Source organism: Candidatus Macondimonas diazotrophica (assembly GCF_004684205.1).
GTDB lineage: Bacteria > Pseudomonadota > Gammaproteobacteria > UBA5335 > UBA5335 > Macondimonas > Macondimonas diazotrophica.
In genome coordinates, this window is the sequence record NZ_SRIO01000001.1 from 205,257 (window position 1) to 220,228 (window position 14,972).

The 14,972-nt window shown below is 61.5% G+C and carries 15 protein-coding genes; 8 read left to right on the forward strand and 7 right to left on the reverse strand.

Annotated features, from left to right (window positions below; all coding sequences use genetic code 11):
• Positions 1 to 123 precede the first annotated feature (123 nt).
• Together E4680_RS01055 and E4680_RS14000 are read right to left on the reverse strand one after the other, a co-directional pair.
• Complete coding sequence (locus tag E4680_RS01055; RefSeq protein ID WP_240696063.1) at positions 124 to 558, reverse strand: DUF1345 domain-containing protein; 435 nt, start codon at positions 556 to 558, stop codon at positions 124 to 126.
• Positions 542 to 799, reverse strand: a complete 258-nt coding sequence (locus E4680_RS14000; RefSeq protein WP_167792314.1) for a hypothetical protein — start codon at positions 797 to 799, stop codon at positions 542 to 544. Before E4680_RS14000 ends, E4680_RS01055 begins: the two co-directional genes overlap by 17 nt.
• Positions 800 to 956: 157 nt before the next feature.
• Here E4680_RS14000 and E4680_RS01060 point away from each other — a divergent pair, with 157 nt between their 5' ends.
• From E4680_RS01060 to E4680_RS01095, 8 genes are all read left to right on the forward strand, one after another.
• A complete protein-coding gene (locus E4680_RS01060) occupies positions 957 to 1,388 on the forward strand; it encodes an FxsA family protein (RefSeq protein WP_135280516.1) in 432 nt (143 codons plus the stop codon).
• Positions 1,389 to 1,436: 48 nt separating this feature from the next.
• A complete protein-coding gene (gene purE, locus E4680_RS01065) occupies positions 1,437 to 1,931 on the forward strand; it encodes a 5-(carboxyamino)imidazole ribonucleotide mutase (protein ID WP_135280517.1) in 495 nt (164 codons plus the stop codon).
• The gene (locus E4680_RS01070) at positions 1,928 to 3,016 is read left to right on the forward strand and encodes a 5-(carboxyamino)imidazole ribonucleotide synthase (RefSeq protein WP_135280518.1); all 1,089 of its coding nucleotides are present in this window, start codon (positions 1,928 to 1,930) and stop codon (positions 3,014 to 3,016) included. The genes purE and E4680_RS01070 overlap by 4 nt, the downstream gene beginning before the upstream one ends.
• Positions 3,017 to 3,193: 177 nt before the next feature.
• A complete protein-coding gene (locus E4680_RS01075) occupies positions 3,194 to 4,327 on the forward strand; it encodes a Re/Si-specific NAD(P)(+) transhydrogenase subunit alpha (protein WP_135280519.1) in 1,134 nt (377 codons plus the stop codon).
• Positions 4,324 to 4,614: an NAD(P) transhydrogenase subunit alpha part 2 gene (locus tag E4680_RS01080; RefSeq protein ID WP_135280520.1), complete on the forward strand. Its 291-nt coding sequence runs from the start codon at positions 4,324 to 4,326 to the stop codon at positions 4,612 to 4,614. The genes E4680_RS01075 and E4680_RS01080 overlap by 4 nt, the downstream gene beginning before the upstream one ends.
• 3 nt (positions 4,615 to 4,617) lie before the next feature.
• Complete coding sequence (locus tag E4680_RS01085; RefSeq protein ID WP_135280521.1) at positions 4,618 to 6,015, forward strand: NAD(P)(+) transhydrogenase (Re/Si-specific) subunit beta; 1,398 nt, start codon at positions 4,618 to 4,620, stop codon at positions 6,013 to 6,015.
• Positions 6,016 to 6,298: 283 nt separating this feature from the next.
• A complete protein-coding gene (locus tag E4680_RS01090; protein WP_135280522.1) occupies positions 6,299 to 8,542 on the forward strand; it encodes a primosomal protein N' in 2,244 nt (747 codons plus the stop codon).
• Positions 8,543 to 8,707: 165 nt separating this feature from the next.
• Entirely contained in the window at positions 8,708 to 9,370 is a 663-nt protein-coding gene (locus E4680_RS01095; RefSeq protein ID WP_135280523.1) for a hypothetical protein, read from the forward strand.
• Between the two features lie 60 nt (positions 9,371 to 9,430).
• On the opposite strand, the gene E4680_RS01100 is transcribed toward E4680_RS01095, so the two are convergent.
• The 5 genes from E4680_RS01100 to E4680_RS01120 form a co-directional block, all read right to left on the reverse strand.
• Complete coding sequence (locus E4680_RS01100) at positions 9,431 to 10,879, reverse strand: bifunctional 2-methylcitrate dehydratase/aconitate hydratase (RefSeq protein ID WP_135280524.1); 1,449 nt, start codon at positions 10,877 to 10,879, stop codon at positions 9,431 to 9,433.
• Between the two features lie 81 nt (positions 10,880 to 10,960).
• The gene (prpC, locus tag E4680_RS01105; protein ID WP_135280525.1) at positions 10,961 to 12,094 is read right to left on the reverse strand and encodes a bifunctional 2-methylcitrate synthase/citrate synthase; all 1,134 of its coding nucleotides are present in this window, start codon (positions 12,092 to 12,094) and stop codon (positions 10,961 to 10,963) included.
• Positions 12,095 to 12,181: 87 nt separating this feature from the next.
• Positions 12,182 to 13,069: a methylisocitrate lyase gene (gene prpB / locus E4680_RS01110; protein WP_135280526.1), complete on the reverse strand. Its 888-nt coding sequence runs from the start codon at positions 13,067 to 13,069 to the stop codon at positions 12,182 to 12,184.
• A gap of 196 nt (positions 13,070 to 13,265) precedes the next feature.
• On the reverse strand, positions 13,266 to 13,751 hold the full coding sequence (locus E4680_RS01115) for a DUF6160 family protein (RefSeq protein ID WP_135280527.1): 486 nt from the start codon (positions 13,749 to 13,751) through the stop codon (positions 13,266 to 13,268).
• A 295-nt stretch (positions 13,752 to 14,046) separates the two neighbouring features.
• Positions 14,047 to 14,970 (reverse strand): histone deacetylase family protein, encoded by a 924-nt coding sequence (locus tag E4680_RS01120; RefSeq protein ID WP_135280528.1) that lies wholly within the window; start codon positions 14,968 to 14,970, stop codon positions 14,047 to 14,049.
• Between the last annotated feature and the right edge of the window lie 2 nt (positions 14,971 to 14,972).

The following is a 14,972-nucleotide window of genomic DNA, read 5'->3' on the forward strand; positions in this document are numbered from 1 at the left end:
GTACAACCTGGCCGTCTTCGCCGCGATGATCAACAAGCGAACGAACATCGAGGCTCGCCGCCATTTCGCCGCCCCTCCAGCCCGATCGGCCTGGCGCGAGGTCGGCATCTCCTTATTTAGACGTTAGACCGACACACGGGCCATCTGTTGCCATACGGAAACAGCAGGCGTGTGCAGGCGATACGCATTGCCGCAGCGCTTGCCCCTCGAGACGCCATCATGCGGCCATGTTGGCGGAAAGCGCCACGATGACGGCTTGAACAGCAACGCCGCCGGACCCTGGATCAGGACATGACGCCGCATGCTGGACCGCGTCACCGCAACGTCGGACACTTGGAACGTCATTCCGACCACAAAGGCGAAGCAGGCGAAATCTCGCGCATCGGGCGCGTGATCCTCCGGAAGGCTCCGCCCGCCATCACGGTAGTACAGATGCGCATCATGCAAGGCAAAGCGTACATTGAAGACGACCCAGGCCATAGCCAAGGTGATGACCACCAAGCCGATGGCAGCCGCCGAGGCGCCTTCCCGGCCTTTGAGCTCAACCACCAAAGCCATGATCACCCCAGAAATCGTGATCGGACCGACGCTCAACACCGCCCACGGACGACGCCACCTGTCGATCGTGCCGGTTCTCGCGCGCAGGACCGGCGTCAAGCGTCAATGCGCTCCAGCCGGTCAGCGCCTGATAGGTCCCGCTCCCCAAATCGAACTCAACCAACAACGCATCACCCGGGGCGAGCCACCCGCCTGAAGCGGCAGCGGCACCGATCAGGCCACCCAGCAGCAAGGCCGCCAAAAGCCAATCACGTGCAGATGGCCAAGCCAAAACGCGGTTCGTCGTCGAAACCTTTCCAGAGCATTGAAATGCTCTTATGCTGACGCCATCTTTGATAGAAGTATGGCTTCGGTCACGCGACGATGCACCGAACGCTTCCCTGTGAGGTCTCCATTCCATGTCCCGTCTGCCTGTATGGCCGTTGCTGGCGCTGATTCCACTGGCTGAGATTTTTCTGCTCGGCCGGGTCGGGGTCCGTCTGGGGGCGACGCCTCTTCTAATTCTGATCGTGGTAACGGGATTGCTGGGGCTGTGGTTGCTACGCCGCGCCGGCCGGCCGGCGTTGCGGGCAATACGGCGCCTGGATGCCACGATGGATCAGGCTCAGATCACCGAGAGCTGGGAAAAGGCGCTGCTTTTCATTGCCGGCGTGCTGCTCGTTCTGCCCGGCCCGTTGAGCGATCTGGCGGGACTCACGCTGGTCTGGCCGGACTCGCGCAAACAGCTTGCCGGCTGGATCGCACGACGCATTGTCCGCTTCATGCCGGCCCGATCCTCGGGTCGTGTCGTCGAAGGTGAAGTTCTGCGCAAATCGAGTCGGCGGCCGTGAGCGCCGTAAATTCGGTCTCTTGTCCCTGATCAGGTAGAATGCGCGGCCATGAATCCGCTGATCGGTCTTGTCATGGGCAGTCATTCGGACTGGGAAACGCTCAAGGAAGCCTCCCAGACGTTGGACACGCTGCAAATCCCCCACGAAACCCGTGTCGTTTCCGCGCACCGTACGCCGGATCTGCTGTTCGACTATGCACAAAGCGCACGCAGCCGCGGACTTCAAGTCATCATTGCCGGTGCCGGCGGTGCAGCCCATCTACCGGGCATGCTGGCTGCCAAAACTACGCTGCCCGTCCTCGGGGTGCCCATCCAGTCGCGGGCCCTGAACGGCTTGGATTCCCTCCTGTCCATCGTTCAGATGCCGGCCGGTATTCCGGTGGGTACGCTGGCCATCGGTACGGCCGGGGCCATCAATGCGGCACTGCTGGCGGCGGCCATCCTTGGCCTGCATACGCCCGAAATCGGCGTGGCGATCGAGCGCTTTCGCGCCACGCAGCGGGAGCGGGTGCTGGCACAGCCCGATCCGCGACAGGCACCATGAACATTGCCATCCTGGGAGCCGGTCAACTCGGCCAGATGCTTGCCCTCGCCGGCATTCCACTCGGCATCCGCGCCCGCTTTCTGGATCCTCAGCCGGAGGCGCCCGGCAGCATGGTGGGGCCGCAGCGGGTAGCCGACTACAGCGATCACGCGGCACTCGACCAATTGGCCCAGGAATGCAGCCTGGCGACGTTCGACTTCGAGAACGTCCCGGTCGATGCAGCGAGCTATCTGGAGCAAAAGATCCCGGTCTATCCGTCTCCTCAGGCCTTGGCCCACTCGCAAGATCGACTGCGGGAAAAAACCCTGTTTCGCACCTTGGGTATCCCTACGGCGCCATTCCAGCCCGTGGATAGCCTGGCCGAACTCAAGGCAGCGGTGAGCCGCATCGGGCTGCCGGCCATTCTCAAGACGCGCCGCTTCGGCTATGACGGGAAAGGACAGGTTTGGCTGCGCAAGGCGGCCGATTGCGGCGCGGCCTGGCATGAGCTCGGTGGACAGGATCTGATTCTCGAAGGCGTGGTGACTTTTCGCCGCGAACTTTCGCTGATCGCCGTCCGGGGCCGCAATGGCGATCAATCTTTTTATCCGTTGGCGGAAAATCAGCATCATGCGGGCATTCTGCGCCTCAGCCGCCCAGCCGACTCTCATCCCGCCTTGCAGACACAGGCCGAGCGCTATGGCCGGTTGCTGCTGGATCGGCTGGACTATGTCGGCGTTCTGGCCTTGGAACTCTTCGATTGCGAGGATGGGCTAGTGGCCAACGAATTCGCGCCCCGCGTCCACAACTCCGGGCACTGGACGATCGAAGGCGCCGTGACCAGCCAGTTTGAAAACCACCTGCGCGCGATCGCCGACCTGCCGCTCGGGGACACCCACCTGAGGGAACAATGCGCCATGCGCAACTGCATCGGCACGCTCCCGGATCGTGACGCCGTCCTCGCCATCCCCGGGGCCCATTTCCATGATTATGGGAAATCGCCGCGCCCAGGACGCAAGCTGGGCCATGTCACGCTGACGGCGCCGGACGCCTCCAGCCTGGCGGCGCGGCTTGAAATGCTCGATCAATTGCTGGTCGATTCTTGACCCTCAATAGCTTATCTGTCTCGACATTTACGGTTGCCTACCACCCCAAAGGGGTGATGTAATCCCCCGTCGTCTCAAAATTTGAGATTGTTTCCCCGTCTCCCGCAAGCGACCCGCCTGGCGATGGTCCGCGTGCGCAGGGGGCGATCAAAACGAATTCCGGCCGTGGAGAGACCCATGCCCATTATCCTTGCCGTGCCAAAGGAAATCCGATCCGGTGAACAGCGCGTCGCGCTGGTGCCCGCCGTGGCCGCCAAGCTTGCTGATCAAGGCGCCACGGTGCGCATCGAGCAAGGCGCCGGCGCCGGTATCCGAACCCCCGACAGCGCCTACAAGGGAACCGAACAGGTGGCAGGCAGCCAAGCTCTGTTCGATAGCGCCAATGTGATCCTCAAGGTGCAACCGCCTACTCTGGATGAAATCGACCTGATCCCCGAGGGATCCGTATTGATCGGTTTTCTGGCACCCCATAACCATCCCGAGGAAATCAAGCGGCTACAGTCCCGCAACGTCACGGCCTTCGCGGTCGAGCTGATTCCGCGGATCTCGCGCGCCCAATCGATGGATGCCCTGTCTTCCCAGGCCGCGGTAGCAGGCTACAAGTCGGTGCTGATGGGCGCCAATCTGCTGGGCCGCTTTTTCCCCATGCTGACCACGGCAGCGGGTACCATCCGCCCCGCCAAGGTTTTGGTCATCGGGGCCGGGGTGGCTGGATTGCAGGCCATCGCCACCGCCAAACGGCTGGGCGCTCAGGTGGAAGGTTACGATGTGCGCAGCGCCGCCAAGGAACAGGTTGAATCCCTGGGCGCCAAATTCGTGGCATTGGATGTCAAGGCTGACGCCGCCGGCGGCTATGCACGCGAGCTGACCGACGACGAGAAACAGAAGCAGCAGGCCTTGCTTGCCGAACACATCGCTCGCGCCGATGTCGTGATCTGCACCGCAGCGATCCCGGGCCGGGCTGCACCGCGCATCGTGACCGAGGACATGGTCAAGGGCATGAAGAGCGGCGCAGTCGTCGTCGATCTTGCCGCCGAAACCGGTGGCAATTGCGCACTGACCCAACCCGGCGAAACGATCACCGTGGGCGATGTCGTGGTTCACGGCCCGCTGAACGTGCCCAGCTCGATGGCCGAGCATGCCAGCGAGATGTACGCCAAGAACCTGCAGAACTTTTTGGGCCTGATTCTCAAGGACGGCGCCATCACGCTGGATTGGAATGATGAGATCCTGAGCGGCAGCGTCGTCACCCATGGCGGTGAAATCAAGCACGAACCGACGCGCCAGATGATCGAAGGAGACAAGCCATGATCGAAGGATTTACCGCGCTCTACATTTTCATGCTGGCGGCATTCACCGGGTATGAAATCATCGGCCGCGTACCGGCAATCCTGCATACCCCGCTGATGTCGGGCTCGAACTTCGTCCACGGCATCGTGCTGGTCGGTGCCATGGTGGCCTTTGGCCAGGCTGAAGGCTTTTTCACACAACTGGTGGCTTTTCTGGGCGTCATCCTGGCCGCCGGCAACGCAGCGGGCGGTTATGTCGTAACCGAGCGCATGCTGGATATGTTCAAGAGCAGCAAAGGGGAAAAATAAGCCATGAATAGTCCCGGCGCTTTCATCAACCTCGCCTATTTCGCCACAGCGGTGTTGTTCATCGTTGGCCTGAAGCGGATGGCCTCACCGAAGACCGCCAAGAGCGGAATCCTGTGGGCCGGAATCGGCATGGTGGTCGCCACCGTCGTGACCCTGGGTCACCCGCATCTGGGCGAGATGGGCTTTTTCAAGTATTTCTTCCTGCTGCTGGCCATCGCCATTGGGGGAGGCGCTGCCTGGATTTCGGGCAAGCGCGTCGCCATGACCGATATGCCGCAGATGATCGCGCTCTACAACGGCATGGGCGGCGGTGCAGCCGGCGCCATTGCCGCTGTCGAGCTGGCCGGTAGCGAACACCACGGGGGCGTGGCGCTTACCCTCGCCGTACTGGGCGCCATCATCGGAAGCGTGTCCTTCAGCGGTAGCCTGATCGCCTTCGGAAAGCTGCAGGAACTCATCAAGAAGCCCGTGCGCTTCCCCAACCAGCATCTCCTGAATCTCGGCCTGTTTGCGGTCACTGCACTGCTGGGCGTCTACATCGTCGCCAGTGGCGGCGAAGCGGGTGGATTCTGCATTGCCGTGTTCTTCTTGCTGGCTCTGGCGCTTGGCGTGAGCATGACCCTACCGATCGGCGGTGCCGATATGCCGGTGGTGATCTCGCTCTATAACGCCCTGACGGGTCTGGCCGTGGCATTCGAAGGTTATGTGCTCAACAATGCAGCGATGATCATCGCCGGTACCGTAGTCGGCGCGGCCGGTACCCTGCTGACCCAGCTCATGGCCAAGGCCATGAATCGGCCGATCACCAACGTGCTGTTCAGTAATTTCGGAGCAACCGGCGAGGCGGCCAGCGTCGGAGAAAGCGGCGGCACGCTCAAACCGATCGAACCGTCCGATGCCGGTGTCTTGATGGCCTATGCCAACAAGGTCATCATCGTGCCCGGGTACGGCATGGCCGTGGCCCAAGCCCAGCACAAGGTCTGGGAGCTGTGCCAGCTGCTGATCGATCGCGGTGTGAGCGTGAAATTCGCCATCCATCCGGTCGCGGGACGCATGCCAGGACATATGAACGTGCTGCTGGCCGAAGCGGGGGTGCCCTACGACATCATCTACGACCTCGAGGAAATCAATTCGGAGTTCCCGACGGCGGATGTCGCCTTGGTCATCGGCGCGAACGATGTGGTCAACCCGATGGCGCGGACCAACCCGGAAAGCCCGATCTACGGCATGCCGATCCTGAACGTCGATCAGGCCAAGAACGTGCTGGTCATCAAGCGCGGCAAGGGCACAGGCTTTTCGGGCATCGAAAACGCGCTGTTCACGCTCGACAATACACGGATGCTCTACGGCGACGGGCAGGAGATGGCCTCCCAGCTGATCGCCACCATCAAAGAGGTCTAGCCGAGGCTTGCCCCGTCAAAAGGCCGGGACCGCCCGGCCTTTTTTGTGCCGAAGTTGCGCCGGAGCATTTGACTTATGCACATCGATGGTCTCTTGCATATGGATCCTGCAGCTAGGACGAGCTATTCATTGACGCATTGGAATTTCATGCTAACACATTGATTTTTATGTGTTCACAAATCGGTCACTTTGTCACCACTTCGTCGCAATCGTTGGTAGAACAGCAAGTTGACTCCATTCATCACGCCTTTCCCACAGGTTTATCCACAGATCGTGTGGATAATTGAGTTTCGTCAAGACCTTGACGCATAGCCAGATGCCCGTGACTTCGACATCGGTATGGAAAATCGCCTTGCTGTCCGGAATCAGCCGGTCCTTGGACTACTTGCCGGCGGCGGGCTGGCGCGGTCCCGTTCCGCTTCATCACCGCGTCGTGGTTCCACTGGGAAAGCGGGCGGTCATCGGGTGGGTCATCGGCGAACGCGACCACTCGAGCCTCGACCCTGATCAGTTGCGGCCTTGTGAACGTGTGCTCGACCCAGAGCCGTTGCTCGATTCCGAAACCGTGTCATTGATTCAATGGACCGCACATTACTACCACCATCCACTGGGTCGAGTGCTAGCGACCGCGATCCCTGCCCCGCTGCGGCGTGGCGGACATGCCGATGTTCCGCATATGCCCCATTGGCAATTGACCAGGGCAGGCCAGGCTCAGGATCATGCCGGTGTGCGGGGTACGCGCCTGCAGGCGCTGCTTGCCCTGTTACGAGCGCACCCGACAGGTATGTCCTCGGGCCAGCTGGCGACGGCGCTACCGAATTATCGCGAGCCATTGCGCCGCGCCGTCGACCGCGGCTGGGTCGAGGATGCGCCCGCACCACCCCGCCCCGTGATCGATCCGGTCTTCGCCCAATCGCCACATACGCTGAACCCGGATCAGCAACACGCGGTAGACACCTTACAGACGACGCGCGGTTTCGCTCCGGTCGTTCTGGAAGGGGTTACCGGAAGTGGCAAGACTGAGGTCTATCTGCATGCTCTCGAAAGCGCGCTGCAGGCCGGGCGGCAGGCGCTCGTCCTCACCCCTGAAATCGGCTTGATTCCTCAGCTGTATCGCCGCTTGCAGGCGCGCTTTGGTATCCCGATTGCGTCATTGCACTCCGGCGCAACCGAGCGCCAGCGACTCCATGGCTGGCTGGCCGCCCGCGACCGGCATGCCCGCATCGTTCTGGGAACGCGTTCAGCAGTATTCACACCCTTACCGGAACTCGGGCTGATCGTCGTGGATGAAGAACATGATGTGGCCTACAAGCAGGAAGAAGGTCTGCGCTATTCTGCGCGCGATCTCGCGTTATGGCGTGCTCGCCACAATGCCGTGCCGATCATCCTGGGTTCAGCAACGCCTTCGCTGGAATCATTCCATCGTGCCGACCGCGGGGATTACCGCCTCCTGCGGCTGCCCCTGCGGACCGGCGAGGCCCAGGCTCCGGCAATTCACCTCATCGACATGCGGCCCTATCCGGCCGCGGATGGCCTTTCTCCGCCATTGCTGCATGCCATCAAACGCGAGCTGGCCCAAGGCGGCCAGGCCATGCTCTTCCAGAACCGACGCGGCTACGCCCCGATGCTGCGCTGCCGAGCCTGCGGCTGGATTGCCGGCTGCGCCCATTGCGACGCCCGCATGACACTGCATCGCGAGCCGCGCAGGCAGGATCTGTTGATTTGCCATCATTGTGGATTTCGTCGCGCCAGCCCGGCCGCGTGCCCCGAGTGCCACCAGCCGGCCCTGGACATCCTCGGAATGGGCACTGCACGCATCGAGGAAGCGTTGCGGCACCATTTCCCCAATGCCTGTCTGGCACGCATCGATCGGGACAGTACGCGGCGGTCTGGAAGCCTGGAACGCCTGCTGGACGCCGCTGTCCGTGGAGAGGCAAATCTGCTGATTGGCACCCAGATGCTGGCCAAAGGCCATCACCTGCCTCATCTCGGTCTGGTGGCCATCCTCGATGTCGATCAAGGTCTCTATAGCCCGGACTTTCGGGCCAGTGAACGCATGGGGCAGCTGGTTATCCAGGTTGCCGGCCGAGCAGGCCGCGAATCACGCCGCGGGACGACCTGGATTCAGACGCACCGACCCGATCATGCCTGGCTGCGCCAGTTGCTCGACGAGGGCTATGCCGCATTCGCACGCTCCCTGCTCGACGAACGTCGTCAGGCCAACTGGCCACCATTCAGCCGCCTTGCGCTGCTGCGCGCACAAGCATCGAGCGTGGAGCGCGCCCTTGCGTTTCTGGCCCAGATTCCGAACTACGGCTCACCCCCGCCCGATGTGCATCTCCTGGGTCCGGTCCCAGCGCCCATGACGCGCCGAGCCGGGGCGCACCGCGCCCAACTGTTGCTGATGGCAACGTCCCCCGCGCCGTTGCATCACTACCTGGATCGGCTGATCCCCCAGCTCTCCACATTACCGCAGCGGTCGGGCGTTCGATGGTCGCTCGATGTCGATCCGCAGGATCTTTTCTAGCCATTGCTTCCCCGATTCAAGCCTTCCCGGCGTAAGGCCGACTAATACGTCAGAACCCTGCCGCCTGGCTGGGGCACTGGACAGATCCGCCAACACCAAGGGGAACAACACATGCGCGACCATTTACACCGAATCCGTCCACGGGACGGGCTTCGATCCCAATCATTGCAACGAACCGATCTCGACCGATGGATGCTGCTGGGCGGTATCGGCATGAGCCTGGCCGCTCTGGCGCTATCGCCTCTGGCGCGCGCCCAAGACCTGCTCGACATCAACGGGCAACCGCGCTGGATGGCCACGCTCGAGATCCCATTCGATGGGCCCGCCGGCGTCGATACCCCGCGACTCCATGTTGCCCTGGAGAATCATCGCGGCCTGGAAAATGGCCGCCACATCGCCAGTGTCGGCTACCAATGGGTGTTGGGCGATCGGGTACAGGATCGGCGCCAGACGGGCTTTTACAGCGGGAATGAGTTCGCCTATATCCAGACCGACACCAGGCTCGAGACCGATCCATCGTTGTTCTACCGTGGCGAAAAGCTCGTCTTCAACGAGCTGACCTATGCGCAATACAGTCAGCTTTCCAATGGCGCAAAGGGGGCATTGGCACTCGGCGCACTGGTGGGCATTGTGCTGGCCGTGTCCAACGGTACCAGCAGCGATGGCCCCTCGTCACCGGAACCGGATCCTGAACCCCAGCCCGAGCCAGAACCCACCCCCGCATCCGCGGCGGCAGGCGTAATCGGAGAGGCGCTGTCGCCGAGCAGTATCGCCGGCTTCTTCAATACCGTGCTGGGCAACAGCGCGGGTAGCGGCACGACGCCCTGACCGGAGGCGATTCAAGACGCAGGCGAAGCGGGAACCGAGCTTCCCGCTTCGGATGGACGCTTAGACGACGAACAGGTCCACGAACTCCGGAACCGGCGTCGCTTCGAGTTGCTTCTGATTGGCGCAGATGTCCTGGATACGCTGGCAGCGTTTCGCGGAAAGTCGAGTCGCCAGATTGCGTTCGAATTTTTCCACCAGCAGGGGAATGCCTTCCTTGCGTCGACGCCGATGGCCGACCGGATACTCGACCACCATGTTGTCGGTCTTGGTGCCATCGTTGAAGAAGACCTGCACCGCATTGCCGATCGAGCGTTTCTCGGGGTCGAGATAGTCCTTGCTGAACTGGGTGTTTTCCACCACGTCCATTTTCTTGCGCAAGGCATCGATGCGCGGATCGCGCGCCACTGCATCCTCATAGTCCTCGGCAGTGAGGCGTCCGAAGATCAGCGGCACGGCCACCATGTACTGGATGCAGTGGTCACGGTCGGCGGGATTGTCCAAAGGACCGGTCTTGTCGATGATGCGTACCCCGGCCTCCTGGGTCTGGATCACGATGCGCTCGATGCGCTCCAGCTTGTCGCGGACCTGGGGATGCAGCTGAATCGCTGCTTCGACGGCGGTCTGCGCGTGGAATTCCGCGGGGAAAGAGATTTTGAACAGTACATTCTCCATCACGTAGCTGCCGAAAGGCTGCTTGTAACTCAGGGATTTCCCCTTGAACAGCACATCCTGAAAGCCCCACGTCTTGGCCGTGAGCGCGGAGGGATAACCCATCTCGCCAGTCGCCGCCATCAGTGCCAGCCGCACACCGCGCGAGGTTGCATCACCCGCCGCCCAGCTCTTGCGCGACCCCGTATTGGGCGCGTGCCGGTAGGTCCGCAGCGCCGAACCGTCGATCCAGGCGTGGGAGATGGCGTTGATGACCTCATCGCGTTCCAGTCCAAGCATCGCCGCACAAGCTGCGGTCGTGGCGATACGCACCAGCATTACGTGGTCCAGGCCGACACGGTTGAAGCTGTTCTCGATCGCGGTCACGCCCTGGATCTCGTGTGCCTTGATCATTGCCTTCAGCACATCCCGCATTAGCAGCGGCTCGCCGCCCTGGGCGATGGCGCGCCGGCTCAGGTAATCAGCCAGTGCCAGGATACCGCCCAGATTGTCCGAGGGGTGGCCCCACTCGGCCGCGAGCCAGGTGTCGTTGTAGTCCAGCCACCGAATCATGCAGCCGATATTGAACGCGGCCTGCACCGGATCAAGTTCATAGGCGGTTCCGGGCACCCGCGCGCCACCCGGCATGACGGCACCCGGAACGACCGGGCCCATGAGCTTGGTGCATGCCGGAAACGAGAGCGCCAACAAACCGCACCCCAAGGTATCCATGAGGCAGTAGCGCGCCGTCTGCATCGCCTCCTTGCTCTTCTCGACCTTGGCGTCGAGCACATAGTTGGCCATGTCGACCAGAATCTTGTCGGGTTTGGGGCGCTTGGCGGAGCGAATGTCATGGGCCATGGAAAAAGTCCTTTTTTCTTGAGCATGTCGAAAGGCCGGACGACCGCACTGGCCGCCGCGACGTCGGTAAGCCAACAGGTTTCAGCTGCGCTCGCTGATCGGCCGGTAAGGACGCAGCGCAGGACCCGCATAGTCGGCACTGGGTCGTATGATGCGGTTGTTCGCACGCTGCTCCATCACATGCGCCGCCCAGCCCGTCAGCCGGGACATGACAAAGATCGGCGTGAACAAAGGCGTGGGAATTCCCATGAAATGGTACGCCGACGCATGATAGAAATCGGCGTTGGGAAAAAGCTTCTTTTCGCGCCACATCACGGCATCGACGCGCTCGGAAACAGGGTACAGCACCGGATCGCCCACTTCCTCGGCCAAGCGGCGTGACCACGCCTTGATGACCTCGTTGCGCGGGTCCGACGTGCGGTAGATGGCGTGACCGAAGCCCATGATCTTGTCCTTGCGCGCCAGCATGTCGAGAATGGCGGCCTCGGCTTCCTCGGGGCTCTGCCAACGCTCCAGCATGGCCATCGCGGCTTCGTTGGCGCCGCCGTGCAGTGGGCCGCGCAGGGAACCGATGGCGCCGGTGATGCACGAGTGCATATCGGACAAGGTGGATGCGCAGACCCGGGCGGTGAACGTCGAGGCGTTGAACTCGTGCTCGGCGTACAGGATCAGCGAAACATTCATCACCTGTTCGTGCAGCGCACTGGGCGATCGACCATGGAGCAGTTGCAGGAAATGCCCGCCGATGGAATCGGCATCGGTTTCGGTATCGATACGCACCCCCTCATGCGCATACCGCCACCAGTAGGTGATGATAGAGGGAAATACCGCCAGAAGACGGTCAGCCACATCGCGCTGCTGGGAAAAATCGGTCTCCGTTTCCAGATTGCCCAGCATGGAACAACCGGTGCGCATCACATCCATGGGATGGGCACCAGCTGGAATACGCTCGAGCACCTCACGCAACGCCACGGGCAGTTGCCGCATTTTCTTGAGCTTGGCCTGATAGGCGGCGAGCTCCGCAGCCGTCGGCAATTCTCCGCCATGAAGCAGCAGGTAGGCGACTTCCTCGAAACGGGCGTTCGCGGCCAGATCACGCACATCGTAGCCACAGTACGTGAGCCCCGCCCCTTCTTTGCCGACGGTGCACAAGCGGGTCTCACCGGCGACTTGGCCGCGGAGACCGGCACCGCTCAGTGGTTTTTTTTCTTCCATGAAGCACTCCTTGAAAATATCCCTCGATTCAATTCGTTATAAGCATGGCGGGCAAAATGAGGCGCCGACATCGATGAAAAGCCGTGTCTATACCGATCCTTGTCCAAACAGGTCATCGAGCTTGCGTTCGTACTCGTGATAACCCAGCACCTCATAGAGTTCCGCTCGGGTCTGCATCAGCGGCAGCACACCTTCCTGTCCGCCATGTTGGCGGATTGCGGTGTACACCTGCAGCGCAGCCGCGCTCATGGCCCGGAAAGCCGACAAGGGATACAGCACCAATCCGACGTTCACCCCGCGCAGATCCTCGACCGTGAACAGCGGTGTCTTGCCGAACTCGGTAATGTTGGCCAGCACCGGGACAGGTACGGCTTGCGTAAATGCGCGATATTCTTCGAGCGTATGCAACGCTTCGGCGAAAATCATGTCCGCCCCGGCCGCGACATACGCGCGAGCCCGCTCGATGGCCCGCTCCGCTCCTTCCGAGGCATGGGCATCCGTGCGTGCCATGATCACGAAATCCGGATCAGTGCGCCCATCCACCGCAGCCTTGATGCGATCGATCATCTCGGCAATGGAAACCAGCGCCTTGCCCGGACGATGGCCGCAACGCTTTGCGGCAACCTGGTCCTCCAAGTGCATCCCTCCCGCACCGGCGCGAATCAGTTCACGGGTGGTGCGCGCGATGGTGAAGGCATGCCCCCAGCCGGTGTCCGCATCGACCAGAAGCGGCAACCGCGTTGCCGCCGTGATGCGTCGAACTTCCTCGCACACCTCGGTCAAGCTGGTCATGCCCAGATCCGGCAAACCAAATGCGGCGTTGGCCACACCGGCGCCGGAGAGATACAAAGCCTGAAACCCGGCGCGCTCGGCCAACAGCGCCGCATAGGCATTGATGGTACCGGCCACCTGCAAGGGACGCTCGCGCTCAACGGCGGACCGCAGTCGCGCACCTGCCGAACTCTGATCTTCCATGACATTATTCCTCGACATACCGGACTGCCAATCCGCAGGCAGCTCCTTAGGCGTCGACCATTCTAAGTGGCGAGCAGAACGGCCGACAATGCTTCAAAGTCTCGACACAGCCCCAATGAAGAAATAGCCGGCAAAAAAAACCCCCGCACGAGGCGGGGGTCTTTGGCGATTTTGCATTCACCAGTCAGGCGAATCTTCAGATCACCTGGACCTGACGGAAGCCAATCACGGGAACCGGCAGGGTCAGACCATTCTCGAGGATGTAGGTCGCGCCGACGCCACCCAGGACACCGCCCAGGATACCGGTCTTGAACACGAACTCGGGCAGGCTGATCAGGTCGGGACCGATGCCGGGGATGACATCGAACACACCAATGTTCAGCGCACTGAAGGGACCGACGGTGGGGCCGAAGTTGGTCCATTCAAAATCCACCACGGCAACGCCGGTGGAGCCAGGCAGGCCGATCTTGGAAGCGCCCAAAGTGAACGGCAGGCCGAACAGGGGCGCGCCCAGGGGGCCAAAGTTGACATCGTAGCCGATGGTGGTCAGGTCAATGATGCCCAGCTGACCATTCACATCAGCAAGAGCCTGATCCTTCATTTCGGCCATCTGGGCCGAAGCCATGAGGGGCAGAGCAGCCAGGGCCACGCCAGCCAGGGTCTTCTTGAAGCTCGATACCATTGCTGTTCTCCTGCTAGAGATTTTGTGTTTCAGACTCATAATTCCCGCGGCGAGGCTTGGCGCATGGCGGCGCGACCTCTGTATTGGGATTCCTACCGATTGTCACCGCTTGGCCCACCCGTGGCCATCCATCAGTGCCAATGCAGTGCCGATAATAGGCAGCAGGCGAATCCCCTGTCAATAAGAGTTGCTCAGGAATCTTGATAAAATGCATCAATATCTATTCAGAATAAAATCGACTTTCCGATACACCAAGATTCGTTCTTTTCGTGATGAAGCCGTAAATACCGGGAGGCTAGCCGGACAACAAACACGACAGATGTTCGGCAACCCCGTTCGCCAAGGCCGTCAGATGATATCCGCCTTCGAGTGATGACACGATCCGGCCCTGGCAATGGTTTCGGGCAAAACGAACGATCTCTTCGCTGATCCATGCGTAGTCACGTTCGTTCAACATGAGATCCGCCATTGGATCGTCATGATGCGCATCGAATCCGGCCGATACGAAAAGCATCTCGGGCGCAAACCGTTCCAGCGCCGAGAACCAGGCGCTGCCCACCGCATCGCGAAATTCCATGCCGCGAGTCCCTGCGGGAAGCGGCACGCTGATGATGGTGGAATGACCATGGTCGATTGGCGTATTGGGATAAAAGGGATGTTGAAAACTCGAACAGAACAGGACCCGCGGATCGTCGCGAAAAATATCCTCGGTGCCGTTCCCGTGATGGACGTCGAAGTCGAGGATGGCCACCCGCTTCATGTCATGAACCGCCAGCGCGTGCGCCGCAGCACAGGCAATGTTGTTGTAGAAACAGAATCCCATCGCAGCCGCGGCCTCTGCGTGATGTCCAGGTGGCCGCACACAGCAAAACGCGTTGTCCACCTTCCGGCGAAGCACCAGATCGGTCGCCAGGATCGCCGCGCCTGCCGCCCGCTCGGCGGCTTCGAGCGTATGGACGTTCATGGCGGTGTCCGGATCGATGAAGGCGTAGCCTTCGCGGGGTGAGACGGCCGCCAACTGGTCCAGATATTCGGGCCGATGGACCCGCAACAGGGCGGCTCGTTCGATACGGGGTGCTTCGTATGGCCGGACCTGACTCAACAGCCCGCGGGCGGCCAATACCTGGTGAATCGCCTCCAGCCGCGCGGGACGCTCGGGATGGTGACTGCCCATATCATGCTGAAGGAAGACGGGATGCGTGAGCAATGCAGTACTCATTG